Here is a 22,793-nt window from a genome sequence, read left to right on the forward strand (position 1 = left end):
CGAGGGCCGTTTTCGTTGTGGGCCCGGCGTGGCCGAATATCACGTTCGGATCCGGGGCTTCCCGATTCGGATTGTCTGAGACAGAATTGATTCGGATATCCGCATTGGGCGGATCCGAAATGTGGAGTGACGCATGGCCGACAAGCACATGGTCCGCAATGGCGAGGTCGAGCTCGCGGTATTCGAGGAGGGCAATCCGGACGGTCCGACAGTGCTGCTATTGCACGGCTGGCCGGATACCCACCATCTGTGGCGCAATGTGGTGCCCGAGCTGACCGACCGTTTCCGGGTGCTGAGCGTGGATAACCGCGGACACGGCGAATCATCGAATCCCACTGGCACAGCGGCGATCTCGGTGGACAATTTGGCGGCCGACTATATCGCGGTGATCGAGCGACTCGGCAACGGCCGCCCAGTGCACGTGCTGGCGCACGACTGGGGCAGCGTCGCGATGTGGGAGGTGGTGTGCCGACCCGACGCCGACCGCCTTGTCGCGTCGTTCACCTCGGTATCCGGACCGAGCCTGGCGCACGTCGCCCGCTGGGCGCGCGGTCGGCTCTCCCGGCCGACCCCACGCAATCTCGCGTTGCCGCTGGCGCAGCTCGGGTCGTTCGCCTATTCGATTCCGTTCTCGCTGCCGGTGTTGCCGAAGGCCGTCATCAAGCTGGGTATGAACGAAACCCGCTGGCGCAGTATGCTTTCCGCCGCCGAAGGGGCGCCGCCGGAGCGGATCCACCTGGCCCCGAGCTTCAAGGAGGATATGGCGAGCGGGCTGCGGATCTATCGATCCACCTTGGCGGCGAACCCGCTGCGGGCCCGCGACGCGTTCACCACCGTGCCGGTGCAGATCATCGTGGGCACCCGGGATCCCGCGGTGCGGCAATCGAGTTACGCCGACGAGACCCGCTGGGCGGACAAGGTATGGCTGCGCGTGGTGAAAGGCGGCCACTGGCTGCCCTTCTCACATCCGGGGTTGCTCGCCTCCGCCACGATCGAACTGATCGACGCGACAAGCGCTGCGCCACAGTCACGTACGCTGCGCCGAGCGCGAATGGGCGTACGGCGCGGGCCATTTCAGGATCAACTGGTGGTGATCACCGGCGGCGGCAGCGGAATCGGGCGCGCCACCGCGCTGGCCTTCGCGCGAGAGGGCGCGGAAATCGTGGTCTCGGATATCGACCCGATCGCGGCGGAGGCGACCGTCGCGCTGATCGCCCAGGCGGGCGGCGCGGGACATGCCTATGAACTCGACGTCGCCGACGATACGGCGATGCGCAAACATGCCGAGGACGTCATCGGTGCGCACGGCGTGCCCGATGTGCTGATCAACAACGCGGGCGTCGGGCAGGCAGGCCGATTCCTCGACACCGAACCGGAGGACTTCGACCGGGTGCTGAACGTCAACCTGCGCGGCGTGGTCAACGGCTGCCGCGCCTTCGCGGGCCCGATGGCCGAACGCGGGATAGGCGGGCACATCGTGAACCTGTCGAGCATGGCCGGATATACGCCGCAGCAGGGATTCAGCGCGTATGCGACGAGTAAGGCCGCGGTTCTGATGTTCTCCGATTGTCTGCGGGCCGAATTGGCCGGAAGCGGAATCGGGGTGAGCACCATCTGTCCCGGCATCGTGCACACCAATATCGTTCGCACCACCCGGATTTCGGGCATCTCCGCGGCAGAGGAGGCACGCAAGCAACAGTTCTACGACCGGCTCTACCGATTGCGCGGATACGGTCCGGACAAGGTGGCGAAGCAGATCGTGCGGGCGGTGCGGAAGAACAAATCGGTGGTCCCGGTGACACCGGAGGCGCGGGCGCAGTACGTCTTCGGGCGCCTCGCGCCCGGCGTCGTCCGCTTCGCCGCCGCGCACGGCCGGCTCATCCGGTAAGCGATCCCGTTGCGGGAGATGACATCCCAGCGTTGGGAACGCCCTACGTTGATGGTGTGAACGCGCCCCGTCTCGTGAAAACGTTGGTGGATGTGATCCGCGGATTCGTGATCGGGCTGCGCTACGGCCATTCGGGCCTGACAGCGGGCACCTGGGCGGAACACGACGCGGCGGCATACGATCGTCGATCGAATACCGCCGCCCGCCGATGACTTCCGGACTCAGCGCTCCAGGATCGCCACGACGCCCTGACCGCCCGCCGCGCAGATGGAGATCAGCGCGCGGCCGGATCCCTTCTCCGCCAACAGCTTCGCGGTCGAGGCGATGATGCGGCCGCCGGTCGCCGCGAACGGGTGACCCGCCGCGAGCGACGATCCGTTGACGTTGAGCTTGCTGCGATCGATCGAACCGAGCGCACCGTCGAGGCCGAGCCGCTCCTTGCAGTACTGGTCCGATTCCCACGCCTGCAGAGTGGCCAGCACGACCGAGGCGAACGCCTCATGGATCTCGTAGTAGTCGAAGTCCTGCAGTGTCAGGCCGTTTCGGGCGAGCAGCCGCGGCACCGCGTAGGTCGGCGCCATGAGCAGGCCGTCCGGGCCGTGTACGTAATCGACCGCGGCGACCTCGCTGTCGACCAGATTGGCCAACACCGGCAGGTTGCGCGAGGCCGCCCATTCCTCGCTGGACAGCAGCACCGCGGAGGCGCCGTCGGTGAGCGGGGTGGAGTTGCCGGCGGTCATGGTGGCTTCACCGAGCTTCACGCCGAAAACCGGCTTGAGCGTGGAAAGCTTTTCGATGGTCGAATTCGGCCGCAGGTTGTCGTCGCGGGTCAGGCCGAGGAACGGGGTGACCAGGTCGTCGAAGAAACCGCGGTCGTATGCGGCGGCCATCCTGGTGTGTGAAAGGTAGGCCAGCTCGTCCTGCGCCTCGCGGCTGATGCCGAATTCCTTCGCGGTGATCGCGGCGTGCTCACCCATGGAAAGCCCGGTGCGCGGTTCGGCATTGCGCGGGATCTCGATGCCGACCATGCTCGGGCGCAGCCGGCCGACCAGCTTCGCGTAATCCTTGTTGCTCTTCGCGCGATTCGCGTCGAGCATCCATTCGCGCATCGACTCGCTGACGCCGATCGGCGCGTCGGAGGTGGTGTCGGTGCCGCCGCCGACGCCCGCCTCGATGCGGCCGAGCGCGATCGCGTCGCCGACGGTGACGATGGACTGCAGGCCGGTGCCGCAGGCCAGCTGCAGGTCGTGCGCCGGGGTGTAGGGCGAGAGGGTGCTGCCGAGCACGCTCTCGCGGATCATGCCGTGCTCGCCGACCCGCTTGAGCACCGCGCCGCCGACGACCATGCCGAGCCGCTCGCCCTGCAGCCCGAACCGGCTGACCAGGCCGTTCAGCGCGGCGGTGAACATGTCCTGGTTGGACGCGTGCGCGTACTTACCGTCCGAGCGCGCGAACGGAATCCGGTTACCGCCGACGATCGCGACCGGACGGGCGGTTTTACCGGTCTTTGCGGCGGACTTCGCCGAACGGGCTTTGGTAGTCACTCGAGTCTCCATGGTCTCGTCGATGAGGTTGTCCGGCGGCTCCGATGCCTGCGCGGATATTTCCGCACGGATCGGCGCCCCGTCGCATTGGTTTACTTTAAACTTACTCTGGAGTAAGTTTGTTGTCGACACCGTAGCCGCAAATGTGCGTAACAAGACTGCGCGACAAGAGCAAACGGGCGAGCCCACAAACAAAAGCGGTGCGCGGTAACTTGCGACCAAGGTCCCGTGCACGTCGTCGATCACACACAGAAAAGGTAGGAACAGTGGCAGCCAGCAAGAGTAAGGGTGCTCCCAACCTCTACGGATCGTTCGTACACTCCGCGCCCGGCGCATTCCTGGCGAGCAAGCTGGGACTGCCGCAGCCGGAAACCCTGCGGCGCTACGTCAAGGGCGAACCGCCGCTGCCCGGCCCCGTACTGCTCGGCGGTAAGGGCCGCGCGGCCGAGGCGGTGCGAAACCTGTTGTCCGACTACACCTTCGCCGATTCGCTGAGCTCCGGCACCAAGTACGGCGCGCTGGTATTCGACGCCACCGGCCTCGGCACCATCGACGATCTGGCGCAGCTGTTCGAATTCTTCCAGCCCGCCATGCGCAGCATCGCCGCCTCCGGCCGCGTCGTCGTCATCGGCACCACGCCAGAACTGGCCGCCAGCGTTGAGGAGCAGATCGCCCAGCGCGCGCTGGAGGGCTTCACCCGCTCGGTCGGCAAGGAACTGCTGCGCGGCGCCACCGCACAGCTGGTGTACCTGCACCCCGCGGCGTCGAGCGCCGCCACCGGACTCGAATCGACCCTGCGCTTCCTGCTCTCGGCCAAGTCGGCGTTCGTCGACGGCCAGGTGATCCGGGTCGGCAAGGAGGACGCCATCGCGCCCGCCGACTGGGATAAGCCGCTGGACGGCAAGGTCGCCGTGGTCACCGGTGCGGCGCGCGGCATCGGCGCGACCATCGCCGAAGTGTTCGCCCGCGACGGCGCCAAGGTGATCGTCGCCGACATCCCGGCCGCCGGCGAGGCGCTCTCGGCCACCGCGAACAAGGTCGGCGGCACCGCGCTGGCGCTGGACGTCACCGCCCCCGACGCCGCGGAGAAGCTCGCCGAATTCGCCACCGAACGCTTCGGCGGCATCGACATCATCGTGCACAACGCGGGCATCACCAGGGACAAGCTGCTCGCCAATATGGACGAGGGCCGCTGGAACGCCGTACTCGGCGTGAATCTCGCCGCGCCGCACCGCATCACCGAGGGTTTGGTGGCGCGCGGTGCGCTGAAGGAGGGCGGCCGGGTGATCGACGTATCCTCCATCGCGGGCATCGCGGGCAACCGTGGCCAGACCAACTACGGCACGTCCAAGGCCGGCGTCATCGGCATGGTGAACGCCGAGGCGCCGAAGCTGGCCGAAAAGGGTGTCACCATCAACGCCGTCGCCCCCGGCTTCATCGAAACCGCGATGACCGCGGCCATCCCGCTCGGCACCCGTGAGGCGGGCCGCCTGCTCAGCTCGCTGTACCAGGGCGGTCAGACCGTCGACGTGGCCGAGACCATCGCGTACTTCGCCAGCCCTGCCTCGAATGCGGTGAGCGGCAACGTGGTTCGCGTCTGCGGTCAGGCACTGATCGGAGCATGATGACCAAGACCATCACGCTCACCGAACCGCCGAAGAACAGCGGACTATTCGTCAAGGCCGCGCTCGGCGCGCTGCCGGTGCCGCTGCTCTCGGCGCGCAAATCCACCCTGCCCGACCGGGTCATCCGGCTCGACGGACTGAAGGTGGACCCGGATCACCTGGCCGCCTACTGCCACGCGACCGGGCTGCGGTTCGGCGACGCGCTGCCGCTGACCTTCCCGTTCATCCTCAGCTTCCCGCTGGCGATGCAGCTGGTCGTCGCGCGTGACTTCCCGTTCGCCGCGGTCGGCGCGGTGCACACGCAGAACCTGATCGAACGCAGCCGGGAGATCTCGGTCAGCGAACCGCTGGACTTCCGCACGCACATCGAGAACCTCCGGGAGCATCCGAAGGGCCTACTGGTCGACGCCATCACCTCGGTAAGCGTTGGGCGCGAACAGGTTTGGCGTCAGGTCACCACCTTCCTGCACCAGCAGCGCACCTCGCTGTCGGATCAGCCGAAGGAGGAGCCGAAGCCGGAGGAGACGCCGCCACCGCCGATGCGAACCATCCGGGTGGACCAGAAGATGATCACCCGGTACGCCGCGGCCTCCGGCGACCACAACCCGATCCACACCTCGGCCATCGGCGCCAAGGCATTCGGCTTCCCGAAGGCCATCGCGCACGGAATGTGGTCCGCGGCCAATATTCTCGCGAACATCGAGGGCCGGATACCGGAAAAGGCAACGTACGCGGTCAAATTCGGCAAGCCGATCCTGCTGCCCTCCACCGTGAACGTCTACGCGGATCAGGTCGAAGGCGGCTGGGACCTGGCCCTGCGCAACCCGAAGAAGGGTTACCCCCACCTCACCGCGACACTGCGCTGAGTTTCGAATACGAAGGGCCGCAGCTTGATAAGGCTGCGGCCCTTCGCGCAAACCTGCCGATCCCTCCGAACCCGGCTGGATCAGCAGCTACAGTCGCAGCCGCAGCAGTCGCAATCACAGCAGTCACAGCCGCTGCAGCAACTGCAGCAGTCGCAATCACAGCAGTCGTCGCACTCGCAGCGTTTCATCCAAGCCTTTTTGTGCTCGCCACTGCATGGGCGACGATGGTCGGCGCAGCATGCGTAACCGGTGCAGTACTGGCCGAGGAGCAGGCCGATTCCCTCCAGTAGACCCGGCGGCTGGATCGGTGCGGCCACTGGCAGGTCGGGATCGGCGGTGGGCCAAACCGGCTGCTGCCCAGGGAAATTCGGCTGCTGGCCGGGAAATGTCGGCTGCTGATCGGGAGACCACGGCTGCTGCCCAGGCCCCGGCTGTGGACCAGTCCCGACCGGCTGCTGTTCAGGGGAACCCGGCCGCGAATCAGGCCGGACTGGCCGCTGACCGGGAAAACCCAGCTGCTGAATGCGGCTACTCGACTGCCGCGCAGGAAGACTCAGCTGCTGCTCGAAAGAGTCTGGCTTACGATCCGACCAAAACGGTTGCTGCCCAGGCGAATTCGGACTATCTCCCGGCTGATCTCGATGATGGGCGGTACCGCACGCGTGGGTGGAGACCGCGCCGATGCCGCGGCCCAGTCGGTGCACTACCGCGCGCAGCGGATCGAGCAACATCCAGCGAACAGTCGGAACATGCTGCAGTCCCGCGGCGGCGATGGAGCTGCGTAAGCTCGAATTCGATTGCCGCAGAAGGTCGTGCGCCTCGGGTATGGCGGTGCCGGTCGCGGCCAGCGGGTTGAAGCGGCCGCGGGCGAGGTCGGCGTCATAGTCCTCGACCGCGTCGGCCAGATGTGCGATGCGACCGAAGTGGCGGCCCGCTTCGCGCAGCGCATCCACATTCTCCGGTCGCCGCGCCAGCACCGCGGTGTGCGCGAATAACTCCGCCGCGCACAACTGGGTCGGTGCGGTGAGTTCGTCCAGCGTCGGGATGCCGGACCGGCCGTCGCCGAGGTCGGCGATCCGATCGCGGCGCGACGGAACGTCGGCCCGGGTGCCGTCCGAAGTCGCATCGCCGTCGGACCAGGGCAGGTCGGCGTGGGTCTGCCGCTCGAGTACGCCGATCGCGCCCGATACGGAAGCGCTTCGAGCGCGCATCGCGCGCTGCTCCAGGTGGTATTGCGAATTTATCGCCGCGATAAGCGGTTTCACGTCCAGGTCGATCAGCGCGGCCTGCGCTCGCGCACGCTCGGCCCAGCGGTTCGATATCCGGGTCATCGGCCGCCCGGTCAGCCGCGAGGTGTCGCCGTCGTCGACGTGGTCGCGAATCTTGGCCGCCCCCAACAGCAGTGACGCGGTGGCCGCGAGCATGACACCCGGCGAACCCGGGGTGGCGACGCTGGCGCGCTGCATACCGCGCAGCGCACAGCGTCCCGCCTGCGTGCGCGACACCGGTTCCCGCAGCTGCGCCTCGGTGAGCACGCTCAACAGGATCGCGTCGGTATTGGTTGCGGCCCTGAAGGATTGACCGTGCCCGTCGCGCAGCCCGAGACACAGTCCGCACAGATGGGCGCGCCACTGCGCCGCGTCGATTCCGTATTTCGCCGCGCCGTGCGCACACGGCCTGAGCAACCCGAACACCTTCGCCCTATCCGTCCGGCGCTCACCCTTCAGCGGCCGAAGCGGCCACCGGGCCCAACACGCGCCGGAAAGCTAGCACCGGGCCGTCACGAACTCTGGCAGGCCGCCGCCGCAACGGCAAGCCGGACGCGCCGAGCCGGACTCGTACCCGATGAGCACTACCGGACAAAGCCCGACCGCAATCCGCGCCGGACCGCAATCCCCCACGAGGCGCTCGCCTACTCTGCTTTTTTACGCCCCGCGAGACCACGCCAGGCCAGGTCGTCCAGCAGATCCACTGCCTCGGCGACCTCGATGCGGCCGCTGGCTACCCGGTCGGCGATGGCTTCGCCCGCACCGATCACGGCGACCGCGACGATATCGAAATTGGTGCCGGGTTCGGCGTGTTTGGCGCTGGACTCCAGCAGTTTCGCGGTGAGCTCGATGACTCGTTCGCGGGCGTTCTCGATTTCCGAGGCGAAGGCTTGCTGTCCGATCGCCTGCCGGTAGAGCACCTGCCAGGAGCGACGGTTGCTGTCGACGAAGCCGAGAAATCCCTCGAGCGCGGTGCGCACCTGCTCGTGCGGGCTGAGCAGCGGATTCCCCGCGGGCGCCACCGATTCGATGAAACGCAGACCCTCGCGCTGGATGCATGCGCGGAAAAGTTCGTCCTTGGAACCGTAGTAGAGGTAGAGCATCGGCTTGGAGATCTTCGCCTCCGCGGCGATCGCATCCATAGAAGTATCGTGGAACCCCTTGCGCGAGAACACCTCGACGGCGGCGTCGAGCATCTGTTGCTCACGAACCGCTCGAGGAAGTCGCTTCGTTCCGCCCGCCATCACTCTCCTACCGCATGGTGAAGCTCATATATTACTCCAAGGTAAGTTCCGGCACGCTCATTCCGCCTCCCCGCGTCTTCAGGCCAGACTTGTGTGCCGCGAGATTTATGTTGGCGGCCAGCGGTAGATCGCTGGTCGAGTTAGCCCGTCCCCGGTGAGTTACCCATGTTCTTGCGAAAGTCTGATGTTACGTCGAGTCAGATTCCGGTGAGCCGCATCGGCAGAAACAGTTGCTCAGCGGTGGCTCGGCTCAGCACTGCACAGGCGCACCCTTGAACTTCGCCATCCGCAGCACCGACGCATCGACCTGGGACATCGGAAGTTTTCCGGATTGCACCGCCTGTTCCAGCCGATCGAGCACCTTGGATACCGCATCGGTGGTGATCCACAGGGCGTTGTCGGCGCCGGCCTCCAGCGCCGCCTCCACCGCGTCCTCGATCGACATCCGATTGGTGATCGCGGCCATACCGCCGAGATCGTCGGTGAAGATCGGGCCCTGGAACGGTGCGGCGCCGTAACCCGTTCCGTCCCGCAGCAACCGCATGGCCTGCGGGCTGATGCTGGCCGGAACGTCGGGCGTCGTCAGCCCGGGCACGTCGAGGTGGCCGACCATCACACCCGCCCCCGCCCCGACGAGCGCGCGGAACGGCACGAGATCGACCTGTTGCAGCTGATCCAGCGGCGGCGTGCGGACCGCACCCTTGTGGGAATCACCCGAACCTGAGCCGTGCCCCGGGAAATGCTTCATCACCGTGCCGACGCCGACCTCGCGCATGGCGCGGATGTAGGCGTCGGCGTACTTCGTCACGACCGCCGGATCGTCGGAGAAGGAGCGGTCGCCGATCACCGAATCGTCGGGCTGGCTGCTCACGTCGACATCCGGGGCGAAATTCACCGTGACGCCGAGGTCCTTCAACGCGCGACCCCTGGTCAGCGTCGCCTGATAGAACTCGTCGGCGCTCATGGTCTGGGCGGTGACCCGCGCGGACGGTGCGGCGCCGATCAGATCCTTCACCCGGGAGACGCGGCCGCCCTCCTCGTCGATGGTCACGATGAGCGGCGCTTTCGCGGCGGCCTTCACGTCGACGATCTGCTTGTCGGCCAGCAGTGCACGATCGGTCCACCCGCCGACGAAGATGCCGCCGACCTGCTCGGTGCGCACCACCCGCGTCGCGTCGGCGGCGTCGGTAACGCCGACGGTCAACAGCTGCGCCAGCTTCTGGCGAGTGGTGAACTGCGCCAAATAGTCTGCGCCACAAGCCTTTTGCGCAGCAGAGGTGGCAGGCGTCCCGGATTTCGATTCGGCGGTGCGGGTCGGTGAGGGGGCCGCGCCGGTGCCGCCGGAGCAGGAGGTCGCTACGGTGGCCAGCAGTGCGAGCAGGACGAGAGGCGTCTTCCGCATGGAACCACACCGTAATGCGCGGACCGCGTCGCGATGCGCGTGGGTAGGTTCGGTGATCCAATGACCTTGCCCACCAACGGTTTACCCGTCCACCCCGATCCATATTCGTTGGCGGGACATCTGTTTCGCCAACGCCGCGGCACGCTCGGGACCGATCGTGAAATATTAAGTTTCCGCTGGTCATCGGATTCTTTGTCGACGATTTTCCTCGCGCGGCAAGCGAGTACGCGGCACCCGTCCGGGGTACCCTGATTGGGTAGTCATGAGACTCCCACCTGGAGGTCATCGTGCCCTGCGATCTGATGCTCATCGCCTACGACGGATCCGAGAACGCCAAGCGGGCCATCGAATACGCCGGGCGTTTCCTCACCGCGAACAGAGCCGTCGTCCTCACCGCATGGGAGCCGATGGTGCGTCAGGCCGCCCGGCTTTCCGGCATCTCCGGAGTGATGCAGCCGGAATGGGTTCCCGATGAGGAGATCGAGGACATCGCCTACGTCGATGCCAAGGCCATCAACACCGAAGGTGTGCGGCTGGCCAAGCTGGCCGGTCTCAACGCCGAGGCCCGCACCGCCGAATGCACGACGACCATCTGGAACGCCATCGTCGAATGCGCCGACGATCTCGATGTCGACATCATCGTGGCGGGCACCCGCGGCGCCACCGGTATCCGGGCCCTGCTGCACAGCAGCGTCGCCGACGCGGTCCTCAAGCACTGCCACCGCCCGGTGTTGATGGTCCCACCCGGCAAACAACCCGGAAAATCGGAACACTAGGGTTTCCACAGATCCGGGTTCTACACAGGTGAGCTAGCCGACGTGAGAGTTCCGTCGCTAGACCCCAATCCATCGGTTTGCCGGGGTTAGGGTCGGGGCATGTACGGATTTCTGCTCGCCAGGCCCGATGGTGTGCTGCGGGCTTCCGGGACGCGGGGGACCTTCGACGAGGTAGCCGGTGCGGCACGCGCACTGCGCGACGGATCGGCCGAGCTGGTCGTCGGCGCGCTGCCGTTCGATCCCAGGCTGCCCGCCGCGCTGAACATTCCGGCGCACGCCGAGCACACCGCGGGCCCGTGGCGGCCCGCCGCCCTGCCCGAACTGCCCGCGGTGCGGGTGGTCAGCGAGATGCCGAGCCCGGCCGAACACATCGCCCGCGTGACCAAACTCATCGAACAACTCAATGACCCCGCGCTACCGCTGCGCAAGGTGGTCGCGGCGCGATCGGTACTGGCCGAGGCCGCCGACCCGCTCGATCCGGAACTGACTGCCGCACACCTGTTGACAAGACATCCACATGCCAACGTCTTCGCGGTGGATCTTTCCCCATCCGGCCGCCTGGGGACACTGGTCGGCGCCACACCCGAGGTGCTGGTCGAGCGGCGCGGCGCCACCGTCATGCTGCGACCGCTCGCCGGTACGGCGCGGCGGCTGGCCGATCCGGCCGCCGATCTCGCACAGGCACGAGAACTGTTGGCCAGCAACAAGAATCGGGACGAGCACGCCTTCGTCATCGACTGGATCAGGGAACGGCTCGGCCCGGTGTGCCGGGAGCTGAACATTCCGGACGGGCCGGAACTGGTGAGCACCAACGAGGTCTGGCATCTGGCAACGCCGATCACCGGCACGCTGCGCGACCCCGCGGTCAGCGCGCTGGACCTGGCCGTCCTACTGCATCCGACGCCCGCGGTCTGCGGCACGCCGACCGAACTCGCACTCGACACCATCGCGGATATAGAGGAGGAGCGCGGCTTCTACGGCGGGGCCGTCGGCTGGTGCGACGCATACGGCGACGGCGCCTGGGTGGTGGCGATCCGCTGCGCCGAATTGTCCGCAGACGGCCGCTCGGTGCGCGCCTTCGGCGGCGGCGGCATCGTCGCGGCCTCGGATCCGCGGGCCGAACTCGACGAGACCACCGCCAAACTGCGCACCCTGCTCGGCGGACTGCACTGCGCGGTGCCGGAACATTCAGAGTCGGGGATCGAAGACGAGCCGAAAACCGCTCAGCCCGTTGTCGTCCCGGGTCACCCAGAACAGACGCCCCGGTAATTCGTTGACGGGCAGTTCCGCCTGCTGCGCGATATCCGACGCGGGTACCCACACCGGCGTCTCCCGGGTACTCCACGGCGTCTCCAGCTGGGCCTGCTCGCCGAACACCAGGACAACCCGCACCTGAAAACGATCGACAGCCATGTCTGGAGCCTTCCGCGAACCTCGCAGTTCGATGGTGCATCAGCGAACCACCCGGTGGGCACTTCGCGATGAAACCGTGGGCTGAAGGTAGGCCGACCGTAATGCTCCTGCTAGGTTGGCCGGGAATGTGCCTGCCCTCGATGTATTGGAGTGCGCGATGAAGTTTGCCGTCCCCGGTGTTGCCAGCGCGGTCCTCGGCGGCGTGTTGGGCGTGGTCGCGGTGCTGCTGGTCACGATGGCGGTCGAACAGAACACGGTGCCCTCCGTCGACCGCAGCGGCGACAAGGACTCCTCGCTACTCAACAACGTCCAGTACGGCAGCCGCTGAACCGCTGAACTCCGCTCCATCCGACGCAACCGCGCCGCTGGGTCGGCGCTGGTTCGCCGGGACCGTCGCCGCGGCGTTTCTGCTGACCTTTCTGCAGGCCCCCGGCCGCACGGTCGCCGACACCAAATACGACCTCGCGCAAAACCCGCTCGGCTTTCTCGACCGCGCCGCTCACCTGTGGAGTAGCCAGGCCCCCATGGGGCAGGTGCAGAACCAGGCCTACGGCTACTTCTTTCCACACGGCGCCTTCTTCTCCGCCGGACACCTGATCGGCATACCCGCCTGGGTGACGCAGCGAATCTGGTGGGCCCTGCTGCTGCTCGCCGGTTTCTGGGGCATCATCCGGCTCTGCGAACTGCTCGGCATCGGCACCCGCGGCTCGCGCGTCATCGCCGCCATCACCTTCGCACTATCCCCCCGCGTGCTCACCACGCTCGGGTCCATCTCATCGGAGACCCTGCCGATGATGTTGGCGCCGTGGGTATTACTCGCGCCCGCCGCACTCGGAGTCGCGATGCGCGGGCGGCGCTCCGGAACGGGGGCGGACGACATCGGCTCGGCCGATTCCGCGGTCGCGCAGCGGGCCGCACGCTCCATCGACGTGCCGACTGACCGGAGGTGGATCCGAGGGGCGGGGCGCAATCGCTTTGCCAGCGTGCCAGCTGATCGGCGGTGGCTGCGGGGTCTTGCGCGCGGGATGGGTGATGGCGCACGGCGGTTCGGGGGTGCGGAATCGGCGGCGGGCAGCGCGCTGGCGCTGGCGCTTATGGGGTCGGTGAATGCCGTTGCGACGGTGGCTGCGTTTCTGCCCGCGGCGCTGTGGTGGGGGTCGTTCCGGCCCGACCGGCGGTGGCTGCGGTTCACCGCGGCGTGGATTCCGCTGCTGGTGCTGGCGACCTTCTGGTGGGCGGTGCCGCTGCTGCTGCTCGGCAAGGTGAGTCCACCGTTCCTCGATTACATCGAATCCTCCGGTGTGACAACGCAATGGGCGTCGCTGGCGGAGGTACTGCGCGGCACCGACAGTTGGACGCCGTTCGTCTCGCCGGAGCGGATCGCGGGCGCGGTGCTGGTGACCCAGCCCGCGGCCGTGCTCGCGACCGGACTGCTGGCGGCCGCGGGCATGGCCGGACTCGCGATGCGCTCGATGCCGAATCGCGGCAGGCTGGCCCTGATCCTGTGTGTCGGATTGGTCGGCATCTGCGCGGGATACGCCGGACAGCTCGGCGGACCATTCGCCGAATCGGTGCGGATCTTCCTGGATTCCGGTGGCGCGCCGCTGCGCAACGTGCACAAGCTGGAGCCGCTGATCCGAATTCCGTTGGTGCTCGGCCTGGCTCACCTGTTGGCCCGGGTGCCGCTGCCCGCCTCGGTGCCGATGCCGGTGTGGCGCAGCGCCTTCGCCCATCCGGAGCGCAACCGCTCGGTCGCGGTGGCCGGACTGATCCTGACCGCCCTCGCCCTGTCCACCTCGCTGGCCTGGACCGGCAAGCTCGCACCGCGCGGCGCGTACGACCGAGTGCCCGCCTACTGGCAGCAGACCGCGGATTGGTTGGCGCACAATGCCTCCGATACCCGCGCACTGGTGGTGCCCGGCGCGCCGTTCGGCAGCCAGATCTGGGGGCTCACCCGCGACGAGCCGCTGCAGGCACTGGCTAGTACACCGTGGGCGATCCGGGACGCGGTACCGCTGAATCCGCCCGGCACCATTCGCGCCATGGATTCGGTGCAGCGCCTCATCGCCGATGGCCGCCCATCCGCCGGGCTGGCCCGCACCCTGATCGATCAGGGCATCGGAATTGTGGTGCTGCGCAACGACCTCGACCCGGAAACCTCCCGCTCGACCAGGCCGATGCCGGCGCATCAGGCCATCGAAGGCTCGCCGGGGCTGACCAAAGTGGCCGAATTCGGTGCGCCGGTCGAATCCACCGCCATCGCACGGGATCTCGTCGTCGACGGTGATCTCCGCCCGACCTATCCGGCGATCGAGATCTACCGGGTCGATACCCGCACGCCCGGCACGCCGATCCGAATACGCGGCGGCACAGGCGCACCCGGCTCGTTTCCCGGCGCATATACCGTCCCGCTCACCGCCGCCGGAGTCGTTCAGGGTGGTCCCGAGGTGCTCGAGCGCCTCAATCGCGACGGCGCACCAGCGCCCGTGACCGGACTCGAAACATCAAGCGCGACATCGGCATTGGACGGAAAGGCGCCGTGGGTGCTGGCCTCCGACGCCGAGCGGGCCGGGGTGCCGCTGCGTTCGGTATTGGTGACCGATACGCCGATGAACCGGGAAGCCGACTTCGGCCAGGTGGACAACCACAATTCGGCGCTGCGCGCGCCGTCCGATCCGCGCCGCACCCACAATCTGGTGCCCGATTACTTGGTGCCGGGAGCCGAACTGGTTCAGGGCGAATGGTCCGGCGCGACCATCACCGCATCGAGTTCGGCGGCGGATGCCACCCAGATCGGCGGCAGCGCGCCGGGTAGTTCCACCGCGGCCGTCGTCGACGGTGATCCGTCGACGGCCTGGATCAGCAACGGGGCCGAACGCGCACTGGGACAGTGGCTGCAGCTGGACCTGGACAAGCCGATCGGGTCCGGGCTGCTCACCCTCACCACCAGCGCGGCCGCCATCGGCGATCCGGTGCGCTGGGTCGAGGTGGCGACCGAGAACGGCACCGTCTCCGCGCAGATTCCGAAACCCGGTGAGCCGGTGAAGATTTCATTGGCTCCCGGCCGGACTCGCTGGGTGCGGATCACCGCGGCGCACACCGAGGGCGGCACCCGCGGTGGACAATTCGGCATCAGCGAACTCGCACTGGACGATTACACCAACCGCGCCGCGCCCGTCCACGTCGATATCAGGCACCGCACCGTACTTCCGCCGACCCCGCCCGGCGTCCGGGTGGACGGCTGGGATCTCGGACAGGAATTCCCCGGCCGCAGCGCCTGTTTCGACGCACCGGACCGGGTGCGCTGCCACAAGGGTCTCGCGCTCGCGCCCGAGGAGCCAAATACCTTCGAGCGGACGCTCTCGGTGCCCGAGCCCATGACTGTCGCCCCGGAACTCACCGTGCGCACCCGGCAGGGTCCGGCGCTCGCGGCGCTGCTCACCGACCATGATCGCCCGGTAGCGCGCGGTCAGGCCGACGTCGGCGACCTGCGCGGGTCCGCCTTCGCCGCCACCGACGGCGATCCGCGCACCAGTTGGACCGCGCCGGAGGATTCGGTCCGCCGGATCACCGGCGGCAAGCCGACGCTCACCATCGAACTGCCCGCGCCCGCGCTGGTCACCGGGCTCGAGCTGACCCCGTCGAAGGGTGGTCTGCCCGCCGAACCCGCCACGGTCGCGGTCAACCTCGGCGACGGTCCGCAGGTGCGCGAACTCGACGGCAAACGAGGCGAGGCATCACGAATCTCCTTGCACCCCAAGGTGACCGACCGGATAGAGGTGAGCCTGCTCGACTGGCATCCGGTACTCGACCGCACCGCGCTCGGCTTCGTCCTCACCCAACCCGCCGGGCTCGCCGAGGTGAGCGTCATCGGACCCGACTACCCGGCGCCCGCCTCCCCCGATCGCCTCATCACCATTCCGTGCGGCGCGGGCCCCGTGATCGCGCTCGGCGGCCGGACACTGCACACCACCGTCACCGCCACCGCCACCCAGCTGCGCTCCGGCGCACCGGTACCGGCTCGGGTCTGCACTGATTACGATGGGGCCCAGGCGGATTCGAATGCCACCTTCGATATTCCGCAGGGCCGCGCCGATGTCACCGTCGCACCGACCGAGATGTTCTCCGTCGACCGGCTGCGGTTGACCCGTGCCGCATCGGACCCCAGCACCGCAGCCTCATCTGTATCCGGCTCCAGCTCCAGCTCCGGAGGAAGTCTCGGCACGGTCGCGGTCGGCGAATCGGCAGGAACCCCGGATTCCCAAGCGGCTGTTGCCCCCTCTGGACTTGTCGCACCCGCCGGAACTCAACTGCTGGTTCTACCGCTGAGCACGAACGTCGGCTGGCAGGCACATACCGCGGACGGCCGAACGCTGTCCCCGATAGTCGTCAACGGCTGGCAGCAGGCGTGGTTGCTGCCAGCCGACGCCGTCGGCCCGATCACCGTCTCGTTCCCGATCGACCGGTGGTACCGCCTGAGCATCTTCGGCGGCCTCTTCCTACTGATCCCGCTGATCGTCCTCGCGATTCCACGCCGCCGCCCATTCCGCCTGCGCTGGAACCGATTCCGATCCCAAGCGGCCGATCATCGGCCCATCGAAACAGCGGAAGTCTCGCGCCAGCGCCCCGCACCCGGATCCCGGTCTGATATCACGAATTCGTCGGGAAGCGGTGCAATGCAACATGTTTCGTCATCGCCCGGTGAGCAGGTCCGCAGCGGCGTCGGATACAGCGACATCGCACCCGAACCCAGCGGAATTGTCGACGACGGATCCAGTAGGCGGGACGCCGATGCGCTCGCAGACGGCAGCGGCCTGTCCTTGACATCGGACCATGACGGATCGACTACTAATCACGTTGCTACCCAGGATAATTCAACGTCACGCACCTGGGGGACCCGCATTACCGGAGCCATCGCGCTCGTCGCGGCGGCGATGCTGATCTCCGGTCCGGTCGGCGCCGGACTGGCCGTCGCCGGTATCGCAGCGGCCCATTTCCTGCCGCGCTATGCGCCAAAAGCGTTGGTAATTCTCGCCGGAGTCGGCACCGCGATGTCGGCCGCCGCACTGTCCACCGGCCCGTGGCGCTTCCCCAACGGATATATGGGCGGATCCCTGTGGGCCCAGTTCCCGGCCCTGGTCGCAGTGATCGCGCTCGGCATAGCCGCCCTGCCGTCCCGGCGCACCATCGAATAACGCACGCCCCATGCGGTATTGACCCACCATCACCCGAATCGACATGCTGGCCGGATGTTCAGCGAACAACGGCGCGACCAGTTACGTGACGAGTTGGTGGCAGCGGCGCGGGCGGATCAACGCATCACCGCGGCAGCGCTCACCGGATCCGGCGCGATCGACCGGACCGATCGCTGGTCGGATATCGATCTGGCGCTGCGGCTGGCCGACGACGTGGCCGAACAGGAGGTGGTCGCGGACTGGACCGACCGGATGTACCGGGCGCACGAGGCGCTCGACCACGTCGATATCTATCTGCGCCGCACCAGGTTTCGAGTATTTCTGTGCGCCGACACGTTGCAGGTCGATATAGCCTTCTGGTCCGCGACGGAGTTCGGGGCGATCGGCCCCAATTTCCGGCTGCTGTTCGGCAGCGCGAATACCCGGCCGCAGGCCGCCGCACCGGATACGAGTACCGCGATCGGCGTCGGTTGGCTCTATGCGCTGCATGCCAGATCGGCGATCGCCCGCGGCCGGGTTTGGCAGGCGCAGTATCTGATCGATGGTCTGCGTGAACAGGCGCTGAACCTGGCCTGCCTGCGCCACGGCTTGGTGGCGGTGCAAGGGCGCGGCTATGACGATCTGCCCGCCGAGGTTCATGCGCTCTTCGCCGATACGCTGGTGTCCGGCGTCGGCGTCGAACATCTACGGAGCGCTTTGCGGGCCACGATCGAGGCGCTGTTGCACGAGACCGATGCGGTGGATCGCGAACGCGCCCAACGCCTCCGGCCGACGCTACGGGAATTGACGGTCGGCTGATCCCTCGGCGGCTGCCGAGAGAACCGGCTCGTCCCTGGAAGCATCACTCGCCGAACGCTTTTCGGCGATCGGCGGCCGAGACCCATCCCAGCGGCGGGCGAATCGGCGGGCCGGTTCCTCGATCAGGGCGTAGCTCGCGGCCGCGATGGGCAGCGTGATGGCGATGGTGAGCACGAGGACGTAGCGGAAGTTGCCATGGAACGGCAGGATGCCGAAGACCGGAAAGATAATGCCGAGTACGGCGAGATGCCAGATGAAGATGCCGTAGGACCAGCGGCCGACGGTCGCGGCGACCCGGGATTCCAGCCAGCGGTGCGGGCGGTCGTTCAGGATCAGCGGTGCGAGCAGACAGAATCCGATGATCGCGCCGAAACCCATTTTCGCGGCGTACTGCCACGGCTGGGCACGGGCCAGCCCCATCGGTCCGGCGAGATCGGTCGCGGACAGCAGAAAGGCGGCCGCCGCGATACTCCACAGCAGCGGCTGATTCCCTAACATCCGCCGCCACTTCGATAGCAGATGTGCATTATCGACCAATTCCGCCAACAGCATGCCCGCCGCGAACCACGGCAGATATCCGGGCAGCCAATTGTCGGAATGGATCGCATCGGGTGTCGGCACCGGGACGAAATTCCAGCCGAGGCATACCAGTCCCAACACCAGCACCGCGGGTGCGCGCCACCGAACGGCCCTGCCGCGCAGCCGGACCAGCGCCCAGGCGAGCACCGGCAGCGCCAGATAGAACGCCACCTCGACCGAAAGACTCCACATCTGAGTCAACCCATCGGTCAAGGTCAGCGGCACGAAAACCTGGACCAACGCCAGATTCGCCAGCCACACCCGCAGCCCGGCGGTACCGGCCGCATTCGGCAGCAATACCAGAACCGCAACCACCACAACCCAATACGCAGGCAAAATGCGTGCCGCGCGATGCCGGAGGTAATAGCCGACCGACGGCGCCCGCCCGGTGCCGCGCGCGGCGGCGGCATGCGGGCGCCACAGCAGGAATCCGGAAAGCCCGAAGAACACCGCGACCGCCATATCGAACCGGCCCCAGATCCGGCCGATGACAGGCATATTCGCCGCACCCGTCTGAAATGCGACATGGGTGAGCAGCACACCGAGAGCCGCCATCCCGCGCATCCCCTCCAGCGCGGGCACGAAACCGCGCGACCCGGCCGATCGGGCAGCAGCTGGCCCACGTGATGCTGTATTCATTGGGCTCCAGTCTGCTCGACGGCCCGGATTGTCGAGAAACCGGCTTTTCACATCCCGGGTTAGACTGCGGGCGTTTTCTGCGCCGAATCCGGCCTCGGCACCGCATGGTACGACAACGGACTGTTAGTGTCGGGGCTCACGAGTGCCGCGGCGCGCCCGCAGTACTTGCCGGATCGACGTGTGTTCGACGACGAGGAGAGTTTGCATGGCACTGAGTGCCGGTACCAGAAGGACGGTCGCCTGCCTGCTCGTGGGATTTGGCGCGTTGTTTCTCGCGGCGACGGTGATGATCCCGACCTACGCCCTCGGCGAACTGGCCAAGACGCCCCTCAACCTCGAAATCACCACCATCGCGACCAACCAGAGCGGCGAAGAGTCCATGGTGCTGGACTCGAAATCGCTGACGTCGCCGGATGGCTCGGCGAAGGTGGACACCAATGTCCCCCTCGTCTCGCAGCGCTTCCTCACCGTCGAAAAGCCCTCCGATGCGAACGAGATGACCGTGCAGGCGGGTCAGACGCTGCGCCGCATCGATAAGCAGGGCGACACCGGCCTACTCACCGCCACCATCGACCGGGTGACCATCGACCGCAAGAACGGTATGCCGGTGGACAAGGACCCGAACGGCGCGATCGCGGTGAGCGTCGACAAGAACCTGGACAGCGTGCTGGAGCCGGTGCAGCACACCGGTCTGCAGTACCGGTTCCCGATCGGCACCGAGAAGAAGACCTACCCGTACTTCGATCTCAACGCGCGAAAGACCTTCGATATCAAGTACATCGAAGAGACCGAGATCAACAACCTGAAGGTCTATCACTTCCAGCAGACCATCCCGGTGACCAATCTGAACGACGTCTACCCGACGCCCACCAGCAAGCTGACGTTCCCGGCGAAGAAGTGGGGTGTCGAGGGCGACGGCGACATCACGATGTACCGCTTCTACACCAACACCCGTGACGTGTGGATCGAGCCGGAGACCGGCACCGTCATCAAGGGCGCCGAGCAGATCCACCTGTTCTACGCGCGCAACGGTGACAAGCCGGAGGTCACGGCGCTGAAATCGCATCTGGTGTTCGACGAGAACACCATCGAATCGCAGATTTCGGTGGCCAAGGAGAATATGGACAAGCTCTCGCTGTACGGCCGGATCCTGCCGATCGTGCTCGGCGTCGTCGGCGCGATCCTGTTGATCGCCGGCATCATCTTCGGTATCCGCGGCGGTGCGGCGCCGGCCGCGGGCCCGGCTCCCCGGCAGCGGCGCACCGGCGGCCCGGCGCCGAAACCCGCGCCCGGTCCACAGGATTCCTACGATCCGCCGACCGAGCAGATAAATATCAACAAGCGCCCGTAACGAAATCGGCCCCCAGGTTGGGGGCCGATTTTCGTTTTATCCACAATTATTTCCGGCTGTGCGCAACCGAATTTCGGTGCCGCTGTGGATAATTCATCGACGCAAGGCCTGCCGCCAGGTGATCCGCGCGCCGGTGTGCAAAATGCTGCGCGCATAGATCCGCGCCGCGATCGCGGCGACCAATCCACAGGCCAGCACCATCAGCACCAGCGAACCAACGATTTCCACCGGCCGCGCCACCCCCGCGGCGATCCGGATCGGCACGATATAGGCCGAAAACGGTGGAATCCAGGTCAGCACCGCGCCGAGGGTACTGTCCGGATTCGAGATCGTCGTGATGCCGATGACGTAGGAGGCCATGATGACCAGCAGCAGCGGCGCCGTCGCACCCTGCACCTCCTCCTGGCGCGACACCAGCGAACCCGCCGCCGCGTACAGCATGGAGAACAGCAGATAGCCGAGTACGAACCAGGCCAGCGCCGCGACGAGCGCGCCGATCGCGGTGGCGGAGAACGTGATCAACCCGGCGGAACTGCCTGCGACGGCGGCAACCGCGCCGATGAACACCACCTGCACCAGCGCCGCCGCACCGATGCCGAGCACCTTTCCCCACAGCAATTGCAGCGGACGCACAGTGGACAACAGCAATTCCACAACCCGGCTGGACTTTTCCTCCACAACGCCCATCGCGACGTACACACCGAAGCTGATCACCGACATCACCAGCAGGATCAGCACCACCCACGACATCCGGATCCGCTCGTCACGATGCGGATCCGGCGGCTGCTGCGCCTGCACGGTGACCGTCGCCTTCGTCACCGCGCCGAGCACCGCCGATTTGTCGATATCGCCCGCGCTCAACGCCTGATCGAGCGCGGCGGCGCGCACCGCACTCGAAAGCACCGCCGCCAGTGTCGGATCCAGTGATTTCGACACCACGGCGGTATAGCCGCCCGCAGCGGACCCGAGCAGCGCCACGTCCGCCGAACCATCCGAAACCTGTTGGCGTGCTTGCTCATCCGATAGATCGGCGTGGACGTCGATGTCGAATCCCGCGGCCTTTCCGGTCACCGGCAGCTGTGTGGCCACCGCGGGCTGCGCACCGGCCAGCGCGATGGTTTCCGTCTTCGGGCCGTCGGTGTGCACGAACGAATAGATCACCGTCGCGGCGATGATGCCCGTCGCCGTGATCAGGATGCCGATCCGGTACGCCTTGGTCCGCACCTGTGCCAGGAACTCCCGCCGCACCACCAGACCGACGGACCGCAGATACTGCCTATCGGGAAGTTTCACGAGGCGACCACCTCTCGATACAGTTCGGTCAGCGACGGGCGGTACGAGGCGAAGTGGTGCACCGGCCCGGCCGAAAGGGCTTGGCGCAGCACAACTTGGTCGTCGACACCGTCGTCGAGTTCGAGCACCGTGCGCGGGCCCGCACCATTGCGTTCGGCAGTGTGTGCCAGCACCCGGACACCCGGAATCCCTTCGGCCCATGGCGAATCCGATTCGACCGATACCGCGAGCCTGCGTTCACCGCGCGACCGCAGCTCGTCGACGGCGCCGACGGCCCGCATCCTTCCCGAGACGATAATGCCGACCCGGTCGCACAGCCGCTCCACCAGCTCCAGCTGATGACTCGAAAACATCACGGGCACACCGGAATCGGCCTGCTCGCGCAGGACCTCGCTCATCACGTCGACCGCCACCGGATCCAGCCCGGAGAAGGGCTCGTCCAGCACCAGCAGGGTGGGTCGGTGCACCAGCGCGGCCGTCAACTGCACCCGCTGCTGATTGCCGAGGCTCAATTCCTGCAGGTACTGCTTGCGTTTCTCGGCGATGCCGAGCCGCTCGGTCCAGTGTTGCATCGCCCGCGTCGCGTCGGCGCGGCTCAGGCCGTGCAGTTCGGCGAGATAGATCAGCTGTTCACCCACTCGCATCTTCGGATAGAGCCCGCGTTCCTCCGGCATGTAGCCGAAACGCTGACGCATCGCGAAATCGACCGGCGCACCGTCGAATCGGACCGTGCCCGCATCGGCGGCCAGCACGCCGAGGATGATCCGCATCGTCGTCGACTTGCCGGCACCGTTACTGCCGACGAATCCGAAGATCTCGCCGGGCCCGACCGTGAAGCCCAATCCGTCCAGCGCGGTGATCGCGCCGAACCGCTTATCCAGTCCATCCACCTCGAGCACCACAACCACCTCC

18 protein-coding genes are annotated in these 22,793 nt (G+C 66.9%); 10 read left to right on the top strand and 8 right to left on the bottom strand.

Features of this window, described 5'->3' with window-relative positions:
* Positions 1–133 precede the first annotated feature (133 nt).
* Both F5544_RS44340 and F5544_RS44345 read left to right on the top strand, forming a co-directional pair.
* Positions 134–1,888 carry an SDR family oxidoreductase gene (locus tag F5544_RS44340; protein WP_167478663.1) on the top strand — a complete coding sequence of 585 codons (1,755 nt, stop codon included), beginning with the start codon at positions 134–136 and terminating at the stop codon, positions 1,886–1,888.
* A gap of 56 nt (positions 1,889–1,944) precedes the next feature.
* Positions 1,945–2,100, top strand: a complete 156-nt coding sequence (locus tag F5544_RS44345; protein ID WP_167478664.1) for a hypothetical protein — start codon at positions 1,945–1,947, stop codon at positions 2,098–2,100.
* Between the two features lie 9 nt (positions 2,101–2,109).
* Here the strand turns inward: F5544_RS44345 and F5544_RS44350 are convergent, their stop codons facing one another.
* Positions 2,110–3,444: an acetyl-CoA C-acetyltransferase gene (locus F5544_RS44350; protein WP_174867672.1), complete on the bottom strand. Its 1,335-nt coding sequence runs from the start codon at positions 3,442–3,444 to the stop codon at positions 2,110–2,112.
* Between the two features lie 254 nt (positions 3,445–3,698).
* Between F5544_RS44350 and F5544_RS44355 the strand changes: the two genes are divergently transcribed.
* Together F5544_RS44355 and F5544_RS44360 are read left to right on the top strand one after the other, a co-directional pair.
* Positions 3,699–5,057, top strand: coding sequence for a 3-oxoacyl-ACP reductase (locus F5544_RS44355; protein WP_167478666.1), 1,359 nt, complete (start codon positions 3,699–3,701; stop codon positions 5,055–5,057).
* Positions 5,057–5,923: a MaoC family dehydratase gene (locus F5544_RS44360; RefSeq protein ID WP_167479924.1), complete on the top strand. Its 867-nt coding sequence runs from the start codon at positions 5,057–5,059 to the stop codon at positions 5,921–5,923. Before F5544_RS44355 ends, F5544_RS44360 begins: the two co-directional genes overlap by 1 nt.
* A gap of 80 nt (positions 5,924–6,003) precedes the next feature.
* On the opposite strand, the gene F5544_RS46950 is transcribed toward F5544_RS44360, so the two are convergent.
* The 3 genes from F5544_RS46950 to F5544_RS44380 form a co-directional block, all read right to left on the bottom strand.
* A complete protein-coding gene (locus F5544_RS46950; protein WP_238846985.1) occupies positions 6,004–7,608 on the bottom strand; it encodes a DUF5685 family protein in 1,605 nt (534 codons plus the stop codon).
* A 227-nt stretch (positions 7,609–7,835) separates the two neighbouring features.
* Entirely contained in the window at positions 7,836–8,435 is a 600-nt protein-coding gene (locus F5544_RS44375; protein WP_167478667.1) for a TetR/AcrR family transcriptional regulator, read from the bottom strand.
* Positions 8,436–8,685: 250 nt separating this feature from the next.
* Positions 8,686–9,837, bottom strand: coding sequence for a glycoside hydrolase family 3 N-terminal domain-containing protein (locus F5544_RS44380; protein ID WP_167478668.1), 1,152 nt, complete (start codon positions 9,835–9,837; stop codon positions 8,686–8,688).
* A 287-nt stretch (positions 9,838–10,124) separates the two neighbouring features.
* Between F5544_RS44380 and F5544_RS44385 the strand changes: the two genes are divergently transcribed.
* Entirely contained in the window at positions 10,125–10,613 is a 489-nt protein-coding gene (locus tag F5544_RS44385; protein ID WP_167478669.1) for a universal stress protein, read from the top strand.
* A 99-nt stretch (positions 10,614–10,712) separates the two neighbouring features.
* The gene (locus F5544_RS44390) at positions 10,713–11,882 is read left to right on the top strand and encodes an isochorismate synthase (RefSeq protein WP_167478670.1); all 1,170 of its coding nucleotides are present in this window, start codon (positions 10,713–10,715) and stop codon (positions 11,880–11,882) included.
* Here F5544_RS44390 and F5544_RS44395 read toward each other — a convergent pair.
* On the bottom strand, positions 11,802–12,026 hold the full coding sequence (locus F5544_RS44395; protein WP_167478671.1) for a hypothetical protein: 225 nt from the start codon (positions 12,024–12,026) through the stop codon (positions 11,802–11,804). The two genes, F5544_RS44390 and F5544_RS44395, sit on opposite strands and share 81 nt — an antisense overlap.
* A 157-nt stretch (positions 12,027–12,183) precedes the next feature.
* Between F5544_RS44395 and F5544_RS44400 the strand changes: the two genes are divergently transcribed.
* From F5544_RS44400 to F5544_RS44415, 3 genes are read left to right on the top strand one after another with little or no spacing between them, the layout of a single operon-like run.
* Complete coding sequence (locus tag F5544_RS44400) at positions 12,184–12,354, top strand: DUF2613 domain-containing protein (RefSeq protein WP_167478672.1); 171 nt, start codon at positions 12,184–12,186, stop codon at positions 12,352–12,354.
* Positions 12,355–12,358: 4 nt separating this feature from the next.
* The gene (locus F5544_RS44410; RefSeq protein ID WP_428847208.1) at positions 12,359–17,221 is read left to right on the top strand and encodes an alpha-(1->3)-arabinofuranosyltransferase; all 4,863 of its coding nucleotides are present in this window, start codon (positions 12,359–12,361) and stop codon (positions 17,219–17,221) included.
* 54 nt (positions 17,222–17,275) lie between these two features.
* Complete coding sequence (locus tag F5544_RS44415) at positions 17,276–18,019, top strand: nucleotidyltransferase domain-containing protein (RefSeq protein WP_167478673.1); 744 nt, start codon at positions 17,276–17,278, stop codon at positions 18,017–18,019.
* On the opposite strand, the gene F5544_RS44420 is transcribed toward F5544_RS44415, so the two are convergent.
* Positions 17,996–19,237, bottom strand: a complete 1,242-nt coding sequence (locus F5544_RS44420; protein ID WP_174867529.1) for an acyltransferase family protein — start codon at positions 19,235–19,237, stop codon at positions 17,996–17,998. The genes F5544_RS44415 and F5544_RS44420 overlap by 24 nt on opposite strands.
* A gap of 205 nt (positions 19,238–19,442) precedes the next feature.
* On the opposite strand from F5544_RS44420, the gene F5544_RS44425 reads away from it, so the two are divergent.
* Positions 19,443–20,588 (top strand): DUF3068 domain-containing protein, encoded by a 1,146-nt coding sequence (locus F5544_RS44425; protein WP_167478674.1) that lies wholly within the window; start codon positions 19,443–19,445, stop codon positions 20,586–20,588.
* Positions 20,589–20,681: 93 nt separating this feature from the next.
* On the opposite strand, the gene F5544_RS44430 is transcribed toward F5544_RS44425, so the two are convergent.
* Together F5544_RS44430 and F5544_RS44435 are read right to left on the bottom strand one after the other, a co-directional pair.
* Positions 20,682–21,881 carry an ABC transporter permease gene (locus F5544_RS44430; RefSeq protein WP_238846986.1) on the bottom strand — a complete coding sequence of 400 codons (1,200 nt, stop codon included), beginning with the start codon at positions 21,879–21,881 and terminating at the stop codon, positions 20,682–20,684.
* On the bottom strand, positions 21,878–22,783 hold the full coding sequence (locus tag F5544_RS44435) for an ATP-binding cassette domain-containing protein (RefSeq protein ID WP_167479927.1): 906 nt from the start codon (positions 22,781–22,783) through the stop codon (positions 21,878–21,880). Before F5544_RS44435 ends, F5544_RS44430 begins: the two co-directional genes overlap by 4 nt.
* Between the last annotated feature and the right edge of the window lie 10 nt (positions 22,784–22,793).

This window comes from Nocardia arthritidis (assembly GCF_011801145.1).
Taxonomy (GTDB): Bacteria; Actinomycetota; Actinomycetes; order Mycobacteriales; family Mycobacteriaceae; genus Nocardia; species Nocardia arthritidis_A.